20 protein-coding genes are annotated in these 18,638 nt (G+C 67.5%); 17 read left to right on the top strand and 3 right to left on the bottom strand.

The window, feature by feature from the left end; genetic code table 11:
- Positions 1-94: 94 nt before the first annotated feature.
- The 15 genes from HUA74_RS46000 (at position 95) to HUA74_RS29275 (ending at position 11,686) form a co-directional block, all read left to right on the top strand.
- Complete coding sequence (locus tag HUA74_RS46000) at positions 95-1,015, top strand: flagellar biosynthetic protein FliO (protein ID WP_254625295.1); 921 nt, start codon at positions 95-97, stop codon at positions 1,013-1,015.
- Between the two features lie 13 nt (positions 1,016-1,028).
- Positions 1,029-1,856, top strand: a complete 828-nt coding sequence (gene sctR / locus HUA74_RS29340; protein WP_174457188.1) for a type III secretion system export apparatus subunit SctR — start codon at positions 1,029-1,031, stop codon at positions 1,854-1,856.
- Positions 1,857-1,870: 14 nt separating this feature from the next.
- Positions 1,871-2,134 (top strand): flagellar biosynthesis protein FliQ, encoded by a 264-nt coding sequence (fliQ, locus tag HUA74_RS29335; protein ID WP_174457187.1) that lies wholly within the window; start codon positions 1,871-1,873, stop codon positions 2,132-2,134.
- Positions 2,131-2,949 (top strand): flagellar biosynthetic protein FliR, encoded by an 819-nt coding sequence (locus HUA74_RS29330; RefSeq protein WP_174457186.1) that lies wholly within the window; start codon positions 2,131-2,133, stop codon positions 2,947-2,949. Before fliQ ends, HUA74_RS29330 begins: the two co-directional genes overlap by 4 nt.
- A 25-nt stretch (positions 2,950-2,974) precedes the next feature.
- Entirely contained in the window at positions 2,975-4,054 is a 1,080-nt protein-coding gene (gene sctU / locus HUA74_RS29325) for a type III secretion system export apparatus subunit SctU (protein WP_174457185.1), read from the top strand.
- Between the two features lie 46 nt (positions 4,055-4,100).
- On the top strand, positions 4,101-4,382 hold the full coding sequence (locus HUA74_RS29320) for an EscU/YscU/HrcU family type III secretion system export apparatus switch protein (RefSeq protein WP_141647468.1): 282 nt from the start codon (positions 4,101-4,103) through the stop codon (positions 4,380-4,382).
- Positions 4,383-4,435: 53 nt separating this feature from the next.
- Positions 4,436-4,912 (top strand): hypothetical protein, encoded by a 477-nt coding sequence (locus HUA74_RS29315; RefSeq protein WP_141647467.1) that lies wholly within the window; start codon positions 4,436-4,438, stop codon positions 4,910-4,912.
- A gap of 3 nt (positions 4,913-4,915) precedes the next feature.
- Positions 4,916-5,380, top strand: coding sequence for a SycD/LcrH family type III secretion system chaperone (locus HUA74_RS29310; RefSeq protein WP_141647466.1), 465 nt, complete (start codon positions 4,916-4,918; stop codon positions 5,378-5,380).
- A 117-nt stretch (positions 5,381-5,497) separates the two neighbouring features.
- On the top strand, positions 5,498-6,097 hold the full coding sequence (locus tag HUA74_RS29305; RefSeq protein WP_174457184.1) for a hypothetical protein: 600 nt from the start codon (positions 5,498-5,500) through the stop codon (positions 6,095-6,097).
- A gap of 157 nt (positions 6,098-6,254) precedes the next feature.
- On the top strand, positions 6,255-6,473 hold the full coding sequence (locus HUA74_RS29300) for a hypothetical protein (protein WP_141647464.1): 219 nt from the start codon (positions 6,255-6,257) through the stop codon (positions 6,471-6,473).
- A gap of 165 nt (positions 6,474-6,638) precedes the next feature.
- A complete protein-coding gene (locus HUA74_RS29295; RefSeq protein ID WP_141647463.1) occupies positions 6,639-7,088 on the top strand; it encodes a hypothetical protein in 450 nt (149 codons plus the stop codon).
- Between the two features lie 89 nt (positions 7,089-7,177).
- On the top strand, positions 7,178-7,657 hold the full coding sequence (locus HUA74_RS46695; RefSeq protein ID WP_141647462.1) for a tetratricopeptide repeat protein: 480 nt from the start codon (positions 7,178-7,180) through the stop codon (positions 7,655-7,657).
- A 95-nt stretch (positions 7,658-7,752) separates the two neighbouring features.
- Positions 7,753-9,876 (top strand): type III secretion system export apparatus subunit SctV, encoded by a 2,124-nt coding sequence (gene sctV, locus HUA74_RS29285; RefSeq protein ID WP_141647461.1) that lies wholly within the window; start codon positions 7,753-7,755, stop codon positions 9,874-9,876.
- A gap of 156 nt (positions 9,877-10,032) precedes the next feature.
- Positions 10,033-11,109, top strand: a complete 1,077-nt coding sequence (locus HUA74_RS29280; RefSeq protein ID WP_174457183.1) for a DUF1521 domain-containing protein — start codon at positions 10,033-10,035, stop codon at positions 11,107-11,109.
- 52 nt (positions 11,110-11,161) lie between these two features.
- Positions 11,162-11,686, top strand: coding sequence for a tetratricopeptide repeat protein (locus tag HUA74_RS29275; RefSeq protein WP_246137666.1), 525 nt, complete (start codon positions 11,162-11,164; stop codon positions 11,684-11,686).
- Positions 11,687-11,742: 56 nt separating this feature from the next.
- Here the strand turns inward: HUA74_RS29275 and HUA74_RS29270 are convergent, their stop codons facing one another.
- Complete coding sequence (locus tag HUA74_RS29270) at positions 11,743-12,786, bottom strand: FHA domain-containing protein (RefSeq protein ID WP_174457182.1); 1,044 nt, start codon at positions 12,784-12,786, stop codon at positions 11,743-11,745.
- A 37-nt stretch (positions 12,787-12,823) separates the two neighbouring features.
- Entirely contained in the window at positions 12,824-13,885 is a 1,062-nt protein-coding gene (locus HUA74_RS29265) for a lipopolysaccharide assembly protein LapB (protein WP_174457181.1), read from the bottom strand.
- A gap of 100 nt (positions 13,886-13,985) precedes the next feature.
- Between HUA74_RS29265 and HUA74_RS29260 the strand changes: the two genes are divergently transcribed.
- Positions 13,986-14,504: an outer membrane beta-barrel protein gene (locus HUA74_RS29260; RefSeq protein ID WP_141646955.1), complete on the top strand. Its 519-nt coding sequence runs from the start codon at positions 13,986-13,988 to the stop codon at positions 14,502-14,504.
- A 4-nt stretch (positions 14,505-14,508) separates the two neighbouring features.
- On the opposite strand, the gene HUA74_RS29255 is transcribed toward HUA74_RS29260, so the two are convergent.
- On the bottom strand, positions 14,509-15,312 hold the full coding sequence (locus HUA74_RS29255) for an RDD family protein (RefSeq protein ID WP_371817320.1): 804 nt from the start codon (positions 15,310-15,312) through the stop codon (positions 14,509-14,511).
- A gap of 196 nt (positions 15,313-15,508) precedes the next feature.
- Here HUA74_RS29255 and HUA74_RS29250 point away from each other — a divergent pair, with 196 nt between their 5' ends.
- Positions 15,509-18,631: a cyclic nucleotide-binding domain-containing protein gene (locus HUA74_RS29250; RefSeq protein WP_141646953.1), complete on the top strand. Its 3,123-nt coding sequence runs from the start codon at positions 15,509-15,511 to the stop codon at positions 18,629-18,631.
- The last annotated feature ends 7 nt before the right edge of the window (positions 18,632-18,638 follow it).

Below are 18,638 nucleotides of genomic sequence, written 5' to 3'. Positions count from 1 at the left end.
CTTCATCCGCGACGGAAGCAAGCGGGCGGGAGCGGGCTGCCGGACGGGGGCCCGTGGCGGTCCTCCGGCCTTTGAACTAGCCTCGCCCCCATCCATGGCAGTCCTCCGCACCCCCCTCATGCGCCTGTCCCTGGGCGCCGCGCTGCTGCTCGCGCCCTCCACCGTGCTGGCCCAGGCGCCCTCCGCGCCCGCGCCGAGCGCCACGGCTTCGCCCGTTGCCGCCGTTCCGGCTTCGTCGCCCGAGGCCCAGAAGTCGGCCCCGCCGAGCGCCACGGCGCCCGCCGTCGTTCCGGCTTCGTCGCCCGAGGCCAAGAAGTTGGCCCCCAGTGCGACGGCGCCCGCCTCGGCGGACAATGTCCGGGTTGCGGCGCCGCCCTCCGCGCCGAGCACTCCAGTGGCCCCCGCCCAGAAAGCGGCGGTGGTGCCAGGCTCCACGGCATCAACCGTCCCTCCCGCCCCGGCGGAGGGTTCTACCGAGGCTTCCTCTTCAGCAGTGGCGGGTGTGGTGCCCGAGTCCGCGCCCGCGCCAGAGGCATCCGCCGCATCGCGTCAGAAGACTCCGGGCGCGGAGCCACGCTGGGAGGACCCCGCGCTTGAGGGCGCGGCGGCGACGGAGGCGGAGGCCGAGCCGGAGAGCATGGGGTGGATGCTCATCCGCACGCTGCTCGTGCTGGGCGCGGTGGTGGCGTCCATCTACCTCACGCTGAACGTGGGGTTGCGCCGACTGATGGGCCTCCAGGCGGCCGCGCCGGGAAAACAGACCGTCGTCACCGTGGTGGAGCGCCTGACGCTGGACCCCAAGCGCGCGCTCTTCGTGGTGAAGGCCGCGGACGAATACCTGCTGGTGGGCGGCGGCGAGGCGGGCCTGCAGCTGCTGTCGAAGCTGGATTCGGAGGCAGTGGAGCGCATCCGCGCGCAGCGCCCGCAGACGAACGTGGTTCCCCTGAGCCCTTTCCTTCAGAAGCTCCTTTCCCGCCGCTCCGGGGGCTCGTCGTCCCAGCCCCCCGGCGCCTGATGGCACCCGTCCCGTGAACGCCCAGACTCCTGCCCGCTCCTTGCTCCCGCGCGTCTCGCCCTGGCTCTTCGCGGCCGCGGTGTCGCTGCATCCCTTCATCGCCCTCGCGCAGAAGAAGCGCCCCGGCTCCATCCCCGACTCCGTGGCCAACGAGGCGGTGAGCGCCGACACCTTCACGTCGCGTCCGCTCATCCTCATCCTCGCACTCGCGGCCATGGGCCTGGTTCCCTTCGCGCTGATGATGGTGACGAGCTTCGTGAAGATCTCCGTGGTGCTCTCCATCGTCCGCTCGGCGCTCGGCACCCAGCAGATTCCGCCCACCCAGGTCATCACCGGGCTGGCCGTCATCCTCACCGTCTACATCATGGCGCCCGTGGGCATGACGATGTACCGGGCCTCGGAGCTCAACGTCTGGGACTCCTCGGGGGCTGGCGCGTTCTCCTCGGCGAAGGTGGGCACCCTCCTGGATGGCGCTGACCGCGCCAAGGAGCCACTGCGCGACTGGCTGATGAAGAAAGTCACGCTGAAGGACCGCTCGCTCTTCTACAACCTGGCCAAGAAGATGCGCCAGGGCGAGGACCGGGACTCGGTGGACAGCAAGGACTTCATGGTCATCGTCCCGGCCTTCGTGGTGTCGGAGCTGAAGGAGGCCTTCCAGATTGGCTTCCTGCTCTTCGTCCCCTTCATCGTCATTGACATGGTGGTGGCCAACATCCTGCTCGCGCTGGGCATGCACATGCTGTCTCCCACCACCATCTCCATGCCCTTCAAGCTGCTCCTGTTCGTCCTCGTGGACGGCTGGTACCTCATCGCCAAGGGCCTGGTCGTCGGCTACTTGTAGGAAGAAGGCATCCCATGAACCAGCTCACGGCCATCACCCAGGAGGCACTGTTCCTGGTGCTCGTGGTGTCGGCCCCGCCGGTGTTGATGAGCCTCATCGTCGGCTTCATGATCTCGCTGTTCCAGGCCACCACCCAGATTCAGGAGCAGACGCTCACCTTCGCGCCCAAGGTCATCATCGTCTTCGGCGTGCTGGCCATGACGGGGCCGTGGATTGGAAGCCAGCTGGTGCGCTTCACCTTTCACGTCTTCGACCGGTTCCCCGCCCTCATCAAATGAACGCCGCGGACCTCGTGTCCGAGCTGGCTGCTCGGACCAACTTCTCCGCCGCCATCTTCACGGTCGCCCTGCTGATGTGCCGGGTGATGCCGGTGCTCATCTTCAGCCCGTTCCTCGGCGGTGAAGTGGTGCCCACGGAGATGAAGATGGGCATCGGGCTGACGCTGGCCATCGTGCTCTATCCCTCCATCGCGCACACCGTGACGACGGTTCCCCTGACGGCGCTGCCCTACATCGCGCTGATGGCCAAGGAGGTCTTCATCGGGTTCTGCATGGCGTTCATCGTCAGCAGCGTCTTCGAGGCGGCGCGCATCGCCGGCACCCTCACGGACACCATGGCGGGCAGCAACAATGCCCAGCTCTACGTGCCGCAGCTCGGCCAGCAGGTCTCGCTCTTCTCCAACCTCAAGGTGCAGCTCGCCGTGGTGTTGTTCCTCACCCTGGACGGGCACCACCTGGTCATCAGTGCCCTGGCGGAGAGCCTCGCCGTGGTGCCGCTGGATGGCTTCCCACGCTTCAGCCAGGGCTCGTGGACCTTCTTCGACCTGCTGGCGCGGGTCTTCGCGGACATGCTGAGGGTGAGCCTGGCCCTGTCCGCTCCCGCGATGCTCGCCACCTTCCTCACGGACGTGGCGCTGGGCGCCATCAACCGCGTTGCGCCGCAAATCCAGGTGTTCTTCATCTCCATGGCCATCAAGCCGCTCGTCGGTGTGCTCATCGCCTTCCTGGTGATGGGGGCGCTGCTGGCGCGCATTCAGGGCGAGCTGGCCCACATGCTGCGGGTGCTCACTGACGCCCTGCGGCTGCTGGCCTGAGCCTCTTCCCCGGGAACGCGCGCCCATGTCCGACGAGGGTGGAGACAAGACAGAAGAACCGTCGCAGAAGAAGCTCGACGACTCTCGCAAGAAGGGTCAGGTCTGGAAGAGCAAGGACCTGAGCGGCGTGGCGGTGCTCGTCGTGGGCCTGGGCGCCGTGAAGGCGACCTGGGACAATGTGGAGCATGAGATATCGAGCCTCTTCCTCTTCAGCTTCGACCAGCTGGCCAAGGGCGATGACCTGGGGGACGCCACCTGGCAGTTGATGTACCTGGGGCTGCGCGCGATGTTGCTCGTGACGCTGCCGGTGCTCGCGGGCGGGGCACTGGTGGGCGGGTTGATGGAGTTCCTGCAAGTGGGCTCCCTCTTCACGTTGGACCCGTTGATGCCCAAGCTGGACAAGCTCAACCCGCTGGGCGGGTTGAAGAACATGTTCAGCAAGAAGTCGTTGGTGGAACTGCTCAAGAACCTCATCAAGATCTCCATCACCGCCAACGTCGTCTACGGCGTGGTGCGCGACGCCATGCCCATGGTGGTGGAGACGGTCCGCCAGGACACGCACGCCATCATGGTCATCATGGGGGAGCTGGTGACGCGTGTGGCCACCCGCGTCGCGCTGCTCTTCGTCCTCTTCGCCATCTTCGACATCTGGTGGCAGCGCAAGTCCTTCATGAAGGACTTGATGATGTCCAAGGACGAGGTGAAGAAGGAGTACAAGGAGAGCGAAGGCGACCCGCACCACAAGGCCAAGCGCAAGGAGTTCCACCAGGAGATCATGGAGGGACAGCAGATGGAGGCCGTGCGGGACGCGGACGTCATCGTCACCAACCCGGACCACGTGGCCGTCGCGCTCAAGTACGACCGGGAGAAGGACGGCGCGCCCCGGGTGCTGGCCAAGGGCATGGACCACAAGGCCGAGCGCATCAAGGGCATCGCCCGCGAACAGGATGTCCCCACGCTGCGCAACGTGCCCCTGGCCCACGCGCTCCTGCGGGTGGAGGTGGGCCACGAGGTGCCCGAGGAGCTCTACGACGCGGTCGCCGAGGTCCTCAACTTCGTCTACGACCTGAAGAACGGCGGTCCCGCCCCGGTGGCCCGCGCGTGAGCGGCCCTGGAGCGGTTATCATCGGCAGGACTTCTCGGAGCGCCCCATGAGTGACGACGCCGAAATCGCCATCGCGCTGAAGTACGACAAGGAGAAGGACACCGCCCCGCGCGTGGTGGCCAAGGGGCTGAGGCTCAAGGCGGAGAAGATTCGCGCCATCGCCAAGGAGCACAACATCCCCATCATGCGCAACGTGCCCCTGGCCAACGCCCTGTACCGGGTGGAGGTGGGACAAGAAGTGCCCGAGGAGCTCTACGACGCGGTCGCCGAGGTCCTCAACTTCATCTACGAGATCCAGCGCGAACACGCGGCCGCCGGAGGGCGGTAGGGGAGGGGGGCTGGACGGCCCCCCCCTTCCTGGAGTGAGCTTCGGAGTTCACGATGGCCAGAATCAATAATCAGCCCCCCGGACCCCAGTGGCCCTGGGGGGGACCCCGCAGCGTCCGTGAGCGCCTGGTTGACCCTTCCCAGGTCGACCGCAAGAAGCTGCGCAAGACGGGCAATCCCAAGAACCCGGCGCTCGCCTCCGCGGCGCTCCTGGACTTCATCGGTCCCGCGCACTCGTCGGAGGAGCTGCGCCTGCCCCTGCCCCCTCATCCCGGCGGGCATGACGCGGACCTGGAGGGCTTCAGCGACCGGCCCCACCTGGCCAGCGTGGCGGGGCGGGGGAGCGACGAGTCGCGCCACCTGATGGAGCGGGGGCTGACGCGCATCAACGCGTCCCCGGACCGCCTGGAGCGCCTCAAGGCGCTGCTCCAGCGAGAGTCCTCCATGCTCACCCTGGTGGACCAGGTGAACGAGGAGACCAAGGAGATCATCCGGCGCATGTGGGCCGAGCAGAAGGACGAGGGTTACTAGCGCATGCCGGAGGACCCTCAGGACGAGGCCCAGCTGGCGGCTCGGCTCCAGCGTTGGGCGGATGGCAAGTCCACGCTGCGCGAGGTGCGCGGCTATTCCAACGACGAGCTCTACGCCATCGCCAAGACGGCGTACTACTTCTTCTACCAGGGCCGCATCAACGAGGCCCGGACGCTCTTCCAGGGCCTGTACGCCGTGAATCCCACGGACGGCTACTTCGCCAAGGCGCTGGGCGTGGTGGAGATGGCCGCGGGCAACGGGACGGGCGCCCTGGCCGCCTTCGACGTCGCCGCCAAACTGTCCCCCCAGGATGCGTCCGTCTACGTCGGCCGCGCCGAGGTGAAGCTCGCCCTGGGCAAGAAGGACCAGGCCATCGAGGATCTGCGACGCGCCGCGGCAATGACACCGGTGGATGATCCGGTGGTGCGCAAGGCCGGCGCCATGCTCACGGCGCTCGGAAAGCGTTGATTCTGGCTTGTCCCGGCGTCTGGTTGTGGCCAGACGCCGGGTAGGTGAGCCCGGAACAGTCTGTTAGGCTCGCCAGGTAAACCCCAACCCCTCGTTGTGGAGAGGTGGAGTCAGTCAATGAGCACGCAGAAGGCGAAGATGGGCCCACTGCCTCCGGAACCCGCGGAGCTGGTGGAGAAGCGCGACAAGTTGCTGGCGGAACTGGAGTCGCAGTCCAAGGTGGCCCAGGGCACCTTCCTCCAGGTGGTTCGGACGATGAAGATGCTGGTGGCCTCCACGACGCCGGGCACTCCGTTCGACGAGAAGCTCTATGGCGACGTGTCGGGCGCCCTCCAGCGCTTCATGGCCGACCCCATCCTCCCCGTGCCTCCCACGCTGGGCCTCGTGGTGTCCTACCTGTCGGAGCGCCTGAGCACCTACGGGATGACCATCCAGAATGCCGTCAAGGAGGCCAACCCGGAGCTGCACGCGAAGTTCGCGTTCGCTCCCCCGGGCGCGCAGGTCCCCGCGGCCCCCGCTGCTCCGCCGGCTCCTGCCCGCACGTCGGGCGCCCCTGCCGCCAAGGACGGCTTCGAGAGCGCTTCCAACAAGCGCTCCCTGTCCCTGGACCCGGAGGCCAGCCCGCCGCCCCCGGCAGATCCGAAGAAGGAGCAGCAGCAACTCGAGTCCTTCAAGGCCTGGATGAAGAATCCCAGCCTTGGAAAGCTCAAGGGTTAGGCCCGTTTCCCGGGGGGGACCCGGGCCTCGCGAAAAGGCCGGAAATGATCCCGGTTAATTCGCAGGAAACTTCCGAGCCCCTCCCCCGATAATCTTTTTGTAGCCGCCGCTGCACTTCATCCCGCAGCAAAACCGAATCAATCACTGGAGAACGACCATGAGCATCTCTGCCAACTTCAACGCCGCTGCGAGCAGCATCCTGGCCGGTTCCAAGGCCTCCAACGCGATGATCGCCGCCGCCCCCGAGGATCAGCGTCCGTTCCTGCAGGCGCAGGAGCAGATGCAGCGTGAGGCGAAGCTGGTCGAGCTCATCTCGAACTCCATGAAGAAGATCGAGCAGATGCAGAGCGCGATCGTCGGCAACATGCGCGGCTAGTCGTAAGCCCGCAGCCTGCTGCACCCTGGCCTCGCAACAGCTCCTGGAGCTGGTGCGGGGCCAGTTCATTTCCAGGGCCCGGTGGAATCACCTCGTCGGCTTGTCCGAAACTTTCCGGCCCCGTCTCACGAGAATTCCTTCACCCCACCCCTTTTGGAGAAATCCATGGTCGCTCCTGTCAATGGCGGTTCCCGTTCCACGTCCACGGCGAAAACGAGCCAGGCGGAAGCCACGCCGTCGGATCCCAAGGCCGAGCAGGCCAAGCAGCAGGCCATCATCGACGACATCGGCAAGAAGCCGGAGACCAAGCTGACCACCGAAGACCGCGCCAAGTACGCGGACGCGGTGGGCACGAACCAGGTCCTGCAGAACCAGCCGTTCCTGAGCTTCTTCTCCAAGTCCACCACGGAGAGCCTGACCAAGAAGCTGGACGCGGACGTGGCCAAGTACACGAAGGAGAACCCGAAGGCGTCGCTCAAGGACATCGAGTCGCACGTCAAGGACCGCTTCAAGGCCCAGATGTTCAGCGCGGTGGTGGCCCAGAAGGGCGTGGACATGGCCATCGCCAACTTGAAGAAGCAGCTGCAGAAGATTCGCGACGGCTTCGACGAGTAGTGCCTTCTCGGCGTCCCCTGACTGGTGGGCTCGCTGGAGGCGGGCTAGACTCCAGGCCGCCTCCGTATTCGCCCCGGGAATGAGTCCAGATGACGACGACCCAAGCCAAGGCGCCGGTCTCCAATAATGATGGGAAGCCGCTGTCCGGCCCGGAGTTGCTCGAGCGGGCCACTCAGGGCTTCGACCTGTTCCAGGACGGCCGCTTCCAGGAGTCCCTGGCCGTCTTCGAGCAACTCGCGGCCATGGATGGCTCCGAGGCCTACTTCCAGACAGCGCTCGGCGCCTGCCACCTGGCGCTGGAGAACCTGGACCAGGCGGAGGCCCACTTCAACCGGGCCATCGAGCTGGACCCCACGGACCTGACGCCGTTCGTCAACCGGGGAGAGGTCCACCTGCGCCAGGGCAAGGTGATGGAAGCCGCCCATGACTTCAACCACGCGGTGTCCCTGGACCCCGAGGGCAAGGACCCGCTGAGCGCGCGTGCGCGCATGCTGGCGGCCGCGGCCCTGGAGAGCGTGGAGGAGGCCCAGGGGGTCTCCGACGGCGACTCTGGTCCGGACGGGCGTTAAGCCCTCCCTTCGCATCTTCCGACGGACACCCCGCCCGGCTCGTGAGGCCCCCCTTGGGCCCGGGGCCGGGCGCGGACTAGGATGGCTCCCCGCTGATGTCCGCCTCCAATCCGAACAGCTTCCTCTCCAAGTACTCCGACATCGTCCTCGCGATTGTCGTGGTGTTCATCGTCGGGATGATGATCGTCCCGCTGCCCACGCTGCTGCTGGACGTGCTGCTGACGCTGAACATCAGCATCTCGGTGGTGCTGCTCCTGGTGTCCCTCTACGTGCCAGCGGCGCTGCACCTGTCGGTGTTCCCGACGCTGCTGCTCATCACCACGATGTTCCGGCTGTCGCTGACCATCTCCACCACACGTCTCATCCTGCTCACGGGCGACCCGGGAGAAGTGGTGGTGGCGTTCGGCAACTTCGTGGTGCAGGGCAACTTCGTCGTCGGCGCCATCCTCTTCATCATCCTCGTCATCGTGAACTTCATCGTCATCTCCAAGGGCTCGGAGCGTGTCGCCGAAGTGGCCGCGCGCTTCACCCTGGACGCGATGCCGGGCAAGCAGATGTCCATCGACGCGGACCTCCGCGCGGGCTCCATCGACCAGGATCAGGGCAAGAAGAAGCGCCGTGACTTGGAGCGGGAGAGCCAGCTGTTCGGCGCCATGGACGGCGCCATGAAGTTCGTGAAGGGCGACGCCATCGCCAGCATCATCATCACTGTCGTCAACATCGTCGGTGGCCTCATCATCGGCGTGACGCAGAAGGGGATGACGGCCGCGGACGCGGCGCAGAAGTACACCCTGCTCACCATCGGTGACGGCCTCGTCGGCATGATTCCCGCCATCCTCGTCTCCACCTGCGCCGGCATCATCGTGACGCGCGTCGGTGGTGATGAAGAGGGCGCGCACCTGGGCAAGGACATTGGCACGCAGCTCACCGCGTACCCGAAGGCCATCGCCATCGCCGCGGGCATGCTCATCGTCCTGGGGCTCGTCCCGGGTCTGCCCAAGATTCCCTTCTTCCTGCTGGGCGCGGGCGCGGGCTTCGGCGCGTGGACGATGCTCAAGAAGAAGCGCGAGTCGGAGATGGTGGAGGAGGCCGGTCCGGCCATGGAGTCGGACCTGGGCACGCCGATGTCCTCGGAGCCCGCGCCCAAGGAGCCGATGAACCCGGACTCCGAGCTCTTCATCCCCGTCGTCACGCCCATCGTCCTGGAGGTCTCCGACGCGCTGGTGCCCTACGTGGACTCGCGCCAGGACAACGGGAAGTTCCTCTTCGAGCTCATCCCGTTCATGCGCGACGGCCTCTTCATCGAGCTCGGCGTGCGCTTCCCGGGCGTGCGCGCGCGCGGCAACTCGTCGCTGCCGCCGGGCGCCTACCAGGTGCAGATCAACGAGGTGCCCGTCGTCACCGGCCAGGCCACGCTGGGCCACGTGCTCGTCAACGACACGGTGGACCGCCTGCGCCTGATGAACATCCAGGGCTTCGAGGCCATCAACCCCGCCACCCGCCAGCCGGCCGCGTGGGTGCCCGAGCAGCACCGCGACACCCTGGAGGCCGCGGGCCTGACGACGTGGGACGTGCCCGGCTACATCATCCTGCACGTGGCCGCGGTGCTGAGGCGCAACGCGCGGGAGTTCGTCGGCGTGCAGGAGACGCAGACGATGCTGGAGCAGTTGGAGAAGGCGTTCCCCGCCATCGTCAAGGAGGTCATCCCCAAGGTCGTCAACGTGCTGAAGTTGACCGACATCCTCCAGCGGCTCGTGGAGGAGGAGATCTCCATCCGTGACTTGCGCGGCATCCTCCAGGCCCTGGCGGAGTACGGGCAGGTGGAGGCGGACAACGTCATGCTCACCGAGCACGTCCGCGCCTCGCAGCGCCGCTACATCTCCCACAAGTACGCGCGCGGCAGCGGCACCCTCGTGGTGTACCTGTTGGATCCGAACATCGAGGAGGCCATCCGCGGCTCCATCAAGCGGACCTCCGCGGGTGCGCACCTGGCGCTCGAGCCGGAGCTGGCACAGGAAATCGTCCAGGCCGTCCGCTCCGAGTGCGGCCACCTGCCGCCCAGCGCCCAGCGCCCTGTCATCCTCACCGCCATGGATATCCGGCGCTACGTCCGCAAGCTGCTGGAGTACGAGTTCAACCCCTCGTTCTCCGTCCTCAGCTACCAGGAGCTGTCCCCCGAGCTGAACATCCAGCCGGTGGCTCGCATCTCCACCCGGTAGCCGCGTTGACCCGGGGTCGGTCCTCGCCGACCCGTCACCGTTCTGATCGGAATCCTTGCGCTTCAACGCAACTTCCGACGCGCGCTGTCGAGAATGGAAGTACGGCGGGAATGCGCGCTTCAGGGCGTGGGATTCCCCGAGATTCGGGAGGAAGTCATGACGAGTGTCACCCAAGCCGGCAACGCTCCCCGTACCACCAGCACTGGCAACACGAAGGTCGGGCTGAGTGAGACGGAGCTGACGAAGAACCTCGGGCTCATCGAGAACACGGTGGAGCGCGCCCTCTCGGAGATCGAGTCGGCGGTGAAGCAGCTCAAGCAGCTGGACGAGAACTCGTTCGCGGCCGGGGCTCCCCGTCCTGGCGACACGGCCTCGACGGCGGGCACGGGCGGCGCCTTCCCCACGGAGAAGCCGGTCCTCACCGAGGACACCTTCCGTCCCCCCGACAAGCTGAAGGTGGACGACAAGGGCACCATCACCACGCCGGGCGGCTACAAGATTGAGCAGCTGGGCCAGTTCGAGTGGAAGATCTCCGGCCCGGACGGCAAGAACACCCGCATCTGGGGTGACCCGCACGTCGACGAGAGCGACGGCGGCAAGTTCGACTTCAAGCGCAACACCACGTTCAAGCTGCCGGACGGCACGGAGATCAACTGCTCCACCGTGCCCTGGGGCAACGCGGGCATGACGGTGACGGGCAAGCTGGACATCACCAACGGCGCGGACCACATCGCCGTGACGGACATCGACAAGGGCAAGGGCAAGGTCGGTGAGCTGACGAAGGACGGCTACGAGACGACGGTCGCCTTCCAGTGGGACGACGCGTTCAAGAACAACAGCAGGGACTTGCTCGTCATGGGCAAGGACTCCGACGACTGGGCGAACGTGGGCAAGGAAGTCATCGGCGACGAGGGTGGCGGCGCCACCTTCAAGCACGGCAAGGATTTGGAGTTCCAGTACAAGGAGACTCCGTCCCTGCTGACGATGCTGCCCGAGCCGGCCAAGGAGAAGAAGGACGCCAAGACGGCGGACGTGTCCAAGCAGCGTGACGCGCTGATGCAGCAGATCTCCGACCACGTCAGCCGCGCCATCTCCGAGCTGGGCAAGTCCAAGGAGTCCGAGAAGGACCAGCCCATCGAGGACCGCTTCAAGTCGGTCACCAAGATGTTCAAGGCCTTGGATGAGATCAACTCGCTGAATGATATGATCAAGCCTCGGAACGTCTTCTTCTGACCTTGACCCGCAGGTAGAGGGGCCCACGCGTGGGGCCCCTCGCGAGGTGGCCGTGAGCAGCAAACCGGAGAGCGAAGCCCCGTCGGATGTTCGGATTCCGAAGGCCCTGACGGAGAAGCTCGTCCGCGGGGAGCTGCAGTTGGGCCAGTTCCTCGGGATGACGCGCGAGCGGCTCTTCGACTACGCCGGCATGGGCCACAGCATGCTGCAGGCCGGCCGCACCCGCCTCGCCCTGGAGATCTTCCAGGGCCTGGTGACGGCGGCGCCCCGTGAGCCCGCCTTCCTTACCCAGCTGGGCGCTACCTACCTGACGCTGGAGCGCACCGACGAGGCGTTCGACGCCTTCCAGCGCGCGCTCGCGGTGGAGCGCTCCAACGTGGACGCGCTGGTGGGCCGCGGTGAGCTGCTGCTGCGCCGGGGCAACATCCCCGACGGGCTCAAGGACCTGAGCCGCGCGATTGAACTGGACCCGAGGCTCCAGAAGCGCTCCACCCAGCGCGCGCGGAGCACGTTGCTCGCCCTCAAGTCGCAGGCGGAGCAGATCAAGGGACGCCCGGCGTCCTCGCAGAAGAAGTAGCGGTCGGCAGCGGAGCAGCGTGGGGCGCCTTCACCTGGCGCTCCCTGTCCGCGCGCTCAGGCGCCAGCGACCACGGCGATGAGCAGCACCAGGAACACCAACCCCACCAGACCCATGACGACGAGCGGGACGAGCTTCTGCTTGTCCTTGAGCGCGGCCAGGGCTCCACCCGGCGCCACCTCGTCGGGGAGGGACGTCTCGGCGGAGGGCTGGATGGGCTCCTCCGGCTCCGGAGGGACGGGTTCCGGCTCGGGCTCCGGGGGCGCGGGTTCGGGCTCTGGAGGCGCGGGCTCCGGCTCTGGCTCCGGGGGCTTCACTTCCTTGCGCACCGGGGCGGGACGCTGGGGCGACGGGGGCGGGGCCTTCTTGATGTCCGTGGCGAGCTGGACCTGCTCCTCGGCGGGCTCGCTCGGGTCCACGTAGAGGAAGCGCGTGCCGCCGACCTCCAGTTCGTCGTTGTCCTTGAGGGCCCTGCGGTTCACCCGCTTCTTGTTGACCTTGATGCCGTTGCGGCTGCCCAGGTCCTCGACGTGGGTGCCGGACCAGTCGCGGCGAATCTTGGCGTGCTTGCGGGAGGTGAGGTCGTCCTTGAGGACGATGTCCGCCTCCTTCTCGTCACGGCCGATGACGAGCTCCTTCGCGTCGGCGATTTCGATGCGCTCGCCTTCGCGCGGGCCGTTCATGATGCGCAGGTAGCGCTCCTCGGCGCTGGACAGCCCCCGCATCACGTCCTTCAGGTTGCCCCGGGCGATGAAGGACGTCTTCTCCGAGTTGACGTCGCCGTTGAGCTCCGTGACGCGATCAAACTTCACGTCGTACTGGGCGATGGCGATGACGTCGCCGTTGCGCAAGAGGCGCTTCTCACCCTTGGGCAGGGGCTTGCCGTTGATCTGCGTGCCGTAGGCGCTGCCCAGGTCCTCGAGGAAGAAGAGGTTGCCCTCCTGGACGATGCGCGCGTGGTTGCGCGACACCGCCTGCTGGGCGAGCACCACCTGGCAGGACTTGTCCCGTCCCAGGGTGATGACCGAGTCGCCGAGGACGAGCTCAGTGCCCTGGGCTCCGGCCTCGCTGCGCTGCGTGACGGTGAGACGGACGCTCATCGAGGGGGTGGTGGTACGTGCGGGAAACGGCGGGGCATCAGAACGTCGCGTTGCTCAGGTACTTCTCGCACGCCTGATACTCGGTGGGGAACTCTTCCGACGTCGCGTACTTCAGGAAGTTCTTGCAGGCGATTTCCGCGTGCTCGTGCTTGTTGGCGTCCTGGAAGAGCTCGAAGAGCCCGTAGTGGCAGGGGGCGAACTTCGACTCCAGCTTCACGCACTTCTTGTAAGTGGTCTCCTCCTCGGCCAACAGCCCCTTCTCCCGGAACTGGCGGGCCAGCATGAACAGGGCAGGGGCGGAGTTCTCCGCCTGCTGTGTGTCCTTGACCTCCTTGAAGGCCGCGTCCGTGAGCGCCGCCTTGCGCTGGGCCAGCGCGAGGTTGTTGGTGCAGTTGGTCGCCTTGGGGTTCAACTGGGCGCAGTTGGAGAAGGCCTCGCGCGCATCCGCGTAGCGGCTCAGCTCCATCAGCGTGTTGCCGTAGTCATGCCACGCGTCGGGGTTGTTCGGATCCAACGCCACCGACTGCGCCATGGCCTCCGCCGCATCCTCGAACTGGTCCTCCCCGAAGGCGATGATGCCCAGCGTGTGGTGGGCCGCCGCGAGGTTGGGGTTCACGGCGAGCAGGGTGCGCAGCTCCTTCTTGGCCTCCGTGAACTTGCGCATCTTCATCAGCGTGTACGCCAGGTTGTAGCGCGTATCCAGGTTATCCGGATTTACCTTGAGGGCGCGGCGGAAGTTGTCGTGCGCCTTTCCGTAGGCGCCTTCCTCGTTATAGATGGCGCCGAGGTTCTGGTAGGCCTGGAGGTGCTCCTGGTTGTAGCGGAGCGCCTTGATGAAGTGCTTCTTGGCCTCGTCGTTGTTGCCGTTGGCCATGGCGATGAGACCCTTGTTGACCCACAGGTCGGCGTACTGGGGGGAGAACTCCAGGCCCAGGTCGCAGTACACGTCCGCGCGGACCAGGTCGCCGTTGTGCAGTTCCTGGGTGCACAGCTCGTTGTTGATGAGGGCGCGCTCATGGGGCGGCGGCGTGGTGAGGCAGCCGGCGAGCGGGAGCGTGAGGACCAGGGAAAGCGCGGAGGCGAGGCGGGCAAGACGCATGGCCGGCCGAGTGTAGGAGAGCGCCCCCTCCCGTGCAACGCCCCGGCGGGGCTGAATCCGGGCTGATTTCCGGGGGTTGCACCGGTTAGAGTGGACGCCCATGCGTACCTTGCTCTGCACTCTCACCTTCACCCTGGCCCTGCTTGGGGCCGCCCCGGCTCACGCCCAGTTCGCCAATCGCAGTCTCGGGTTGTCGCTGGGGTACATGGATTTCAACCGCACCAACGGGTTGGATGACGCGTTCTTCGTGGGCATCGACGCCAGCCTCTACATCGAGAACGGCTTCGAGGTGGTGTCCCTGTCGAAGATCGCCTTCCCGCGCGACTCGACGGACCCCAACAACAAGCGCGTGGTGGGCCTGGCCCCGTCCCTGGGCCTGCGCTACCTCCTGCTGGAGGAGAGCATCCGCCCCTACGTCGGCTCCGACATCAGCTACCTCGTGGTCTTCAAGGAGAGCACGAGCAACTTCGTGGGCATCGGTCCCAACGTGGGCGTGGACTTCTTCACGTCCGACTCGGTGAGCGTGGGGTTGCGGGCGCAGTACAACTTCTACATCGCCCTCAACGAGAAGACGCAGACTTCGCTGACGCTGTCCGCGGGCATCTCCGCGTACTTCTAGCGGCTCACCCCAGGGCCCGGGCGCGCGGGGGTTGAGCGCCGCGCGGGGCCTTGGAGGGCAGCAGGGCGGCGGCCACCAGCAAGGTCCACTTCTCGTCGGAGAGGTGGTCTGGCTTCTCCATGGCCAGCGCGTCCTGCAGTCGGGCGCCCAGCGCGGCGAACAGGCGCAGCCGGGCCTCCATCCGGAGCTCCTCGCGGCGCAGGGCGGCGGTGAGCACCAGCTCCCGCTCCTCCGTGGACAGCCGCTTCACGCGCGAGACGAAGAGGGGGTCCGCCAGCAGGCCCTCCTCGCCGGAGGCGTTGATGGCGGAGGGCACCTTCAGCCGCCGCTCGCGTACGACGATGGTGCCGGCCAGCATGTCCCCCAGCCGCTGCTGGGAGCCGGACACGAGCGCGGCCACCCCACCCACGAGGTAGAAGAAGGGGAGCCGGTCCACCGGACGCGCCAGGTTGCGAAGGGCCGCGTGATAGAAGCCGATGCGCACGCCGCTCTCCTGGATGACTCGCAGGGAGAGAGCGCGCTTGCCCACCGTCTGACCGCTCCAGGCCGTCTCCAGGGTGATGCCGTAGCCCCAGTCCACCAGGAAGTAGACGACGATGCCCAGCGCGCTGGCCACGCCGGGAAACGCCGACATGATCAAGCCCAGCCCCATCATCACCGCCAGGCTGACGGTGAGGACGATGACCGCGTCGAGCAGCCACGCCAGGAAGCGTGAATACAGCCCCGCGAGAGTGAAGCGGAACTCCACGTACTCAGGTGTGAGCACCGTGTGGGTGCCGTCCAGCAGGGTGTCTGTGGCTATCGTCACCGGCGCAGTGTAGCCGCGTCCCCGCACCGGCGGGGGTCCTCCGAGGTTGCTCCGGGTATGTCCCGCTGACACCTCCCGCTTCATGCCAGCCCGAACACCAGGCAGGAGGGCGCCAAGGGGGGCGCAGGCGGGCGGCCGACTGTGTTATTCATGGCTGTCGGGGTGGTGGGGTAGCCTCCCCGCCCCTCGCGAATCCGTGGCCCCCTCCGACACATCATCTTGGAACCGCCGATTGTGGCCGGCGGCTGCCTTCCAGTTCGCGCTCATCGCCGGGGTGACGCAGCTGAAGACGGCGGCCAACGCGCTGGTCCTGTCGCGCTTCGAGTCGCAGGCGTTGCCCTACCTGTACCTGCTGGGGGCCCTCATCACCGCCGCGCTGACGGTGCTGCCGCGCTTCAAGCCGAACTCGCCACTGGACTCGCCGGGCGTGCTGACGGGGCTGGGTGGGGTGATTGCGCTGGGGCTGGCCGCGGCGCTGTCCGCGGGGCAGCGCACCCCGGCGCTGGCGCTGTACCTGTTCGCGGACACCTTCTCCACGTTCGTGTCCTTCCGGTTCTGGTCGCGGATGGCGTCGGCCTTCGATGCGCGGGAGGCCCGGCGGGCCTTCACGGCGCTCAATGGCTTCGCCATGGGCGGCGGCATCGTCGGCGGCCTGCTGGTGCAAGGCCTGGCGGAGCCGCTGGGCACACCCGCCATCGTGGTGAGCGGCGCGCTGGGCCTGCTGGCCGCGGGCGCCATCTTCCACCACCTGTATCGCGGCGTGCCTCCGCCTCCACCGCGTGGCCGTCCGGCCCCCACGTCGTTCATGGCGTTCAGCTACCTGGCGGAGAGCCCGTACGCGCAGGTGCTCGCGGCGCTGGGCATCTCCTTCGCGGTGCTGTCGTCCTTCGTGGACTACCTCTTCCGCCTGCGCCTGGAGGGCACGCTGAGCGAGGACGCGCTGACCGCGCTCTTCGGCTCCCTGCAGCTGTGGATAGGCATGTTCTGCGTGGCCTTCCAACTGCTCCTCACGCAGCCGCTGCTGCGACGGCTGGGGCTCCTGCGCTACGTGGCACTGGTGCCGTTGGTGCTCGCGCCGCTGGCCGGGGCGACGCTCCTCACGCCCAGCCTGGCGCCCGTGCATCTGCTGCGCCTGGTGGAGACGGCCGTGAGCTACTCCATCCTCCCGGTGGGCATCCAGCTGCTGTACGCGGCGGTGCCGGATGATCAACGCGAGGGCCTGCGTGTCGCGGTGGACGGCCTGCTCCGCAAGAGCGGCGTGGTGGTGGCCGGTCTGCTGCTCATCGGCGCGGGGCGCGCGGCCACGGGCGCGACGATGGCGTTGGCGGTGATGGGCATGTGCCTGGGGCTCGTGCTGCTGCTGGTACGACTCAGGCCGGCGTATGTGGCGGCCCTGGGCGAACAGGTGGGCGCGGCCGAGGACGAAGAAGTCGCGCTGGATGGCGAGGAGGAGCAGCGCCTGCTGGCGGAGGCCCTGTCCGCGCCCACGCCGGACCGCGTGCTGCGCGCGGTGGACCTGATGGCGCAGGCCGAAGTACCGCTGCGACAGCACCTGCCCGCGCTGCTGCGCCATCCGCACGAGCGAGTGCTCGAGCGGGGCGTGGCCCTGGCGCTGGAGCTGGATGCGCGGGAGCTGGCGCCGGTGCTGGAGCGACTGGTGGAGGAGGGGCCCCGACGCCCTCGGGACCAGGCCGTCTGGGCCCTGGCCCGCCTGTCTCCGGAGCGGGCAGAGCGGCTGTTGCCGGCGTTGCTCAACCACCCGGACGTGGGACTGCGGTGCGCGGCCATCGGCGCGCTGGTGAAGACGACGGGGAGTTCGGTGGCGCTGGCCTCGCTCCAGGAGTTGCTCGCGCGAGGCGAGGGCGCGCCCGTGGTGGAGCGTCGCGAGGTGGCGAAGCTGCTGGGGCGGCTCCAGGACACGCGCTTCACCGATGCGCTGGCGCGCTACCTCGATGATGGGGACAGCACGGTGCGCCGCGTGACGCTGGCCGCGGTGGGTGAGGGTGGCTATGTGGACCTGGCCCCTCGGCTGTTGCCGTTCCTCACCTGGCGCGAGGAGCGCAAGACGGCTCGTGAAGCCCTGGTCGCGCTGGGCGACGTGGTGACTCCGCTGGTCGAGGAGCACCTCAACAACAAGAAGGCGCCGCTGGCGATGCGGCTGCAACTGCCTCGCGTGCTGCGCGGCATCGGTACGCCGGCGGCGCTGGATGCGCTGCTGTTCTCCAACGTGCGCGACGATGCGTCACTGCACTTCCGCATCGGCGCGCAGCTGTCGCGGCTGCGGGATGAACACCCCGAGCACCCGGTGGACGTGGACCGCGTGCGCGAGGCCCTGGTCCGGCGACGCGACGTGTATCGGGCGCTGGTGGGGGCCTATCGCGACGTGCGCGCGGCGCTGGGTGACGGCTCGCTGCTCACCCGTGCGGTGGGCGACCGGTTGGACCAGGCGCTCGAACTCTCGTTCTTCCTGCTGGGGCTCCTGGATTCGTCGCATCGCATGCGCGGCATCCACTACAACCTGGTGGGACAGGATGCGCGTCGACGCGCGCTGGCGCTGGAGCTGCTGGACAACCTGCTCTCGGAAGAGGACCGCGAGCTGGTGATGGAGCAGGTGGAGGCGCACCATCGGGAGTTGCCGCCGGGGGCCTCGGGCCGGTTGTGGCGCAGGCTGGCGGCGTTGGTGCAGAGCGAGGATGTGGTGCTGCGCGCGTGCGCTCGCCATATCGCGCGGGTGAATGGGCTGGATGTGCTCCCGCAGGAGGGTGAGTTGAGCGACCGGATTGTCCAACGGATGTTCGCCCTGGAGGGCGTGAGCGTCTTCTCGCAGAGCGACGTGGACGACATCGCGGCCATCGCCGCGGTGGCTCGCGAGGGCGCCTTCCGCGCGGGTGAGCGCATCTACGCGCAGGGCGACCCGGGCGACGCGCTCTACGTCATCGTCGAGGGCGCCATCGACGCGTTCCACGACGGCGAGCATGTGCTGCGCTTCCAGGGCAAGCAGGCCTTCGGAGAGGTGAGCCTGCTGGACGGTGCGCCGCGTCCCACGGACATGGTGGCCGCGGTGGACACGCGCGTGCTCATCATTGACCGGCGAGACTTCCTGGACCTGCTCGCGGACCGGCCCGAACTGCTCACCGGCTTCTTCCGCGCGGTGAGCCTCCAGCTCCAGGCACTCATCGCGCTGCCCGACTCGCGCGAGACGGGCGAGCGACTGGAGATGACGGCGCCGCTGCCTCCCGTGGCTCCTCCGCTGCCCACGGGCCCTGCTCCCGACTCCCCCGAGCCGACCGAGAAGCGCACGCGCGGCGGCGACGCCTGAGCGTCGC

It is taken from the genome of Myxococcus sp. CA051A, from assembly GCF_013336705.1.
Classification (GTDB): Bacteria; Myxococcota; Myxococcia; order Myxococcales; family Myxococcaceae; genus Myxococcus; species Myxococcus llanfairpwllgwyngyllgogerychwyrndrobwllllantysiliogogogochensis.
The sequence above is the reverse complement of the archived record's forward strand: the minus strand, read 5'-3'. Positions and strand labels throughout refer to the sequence as shown.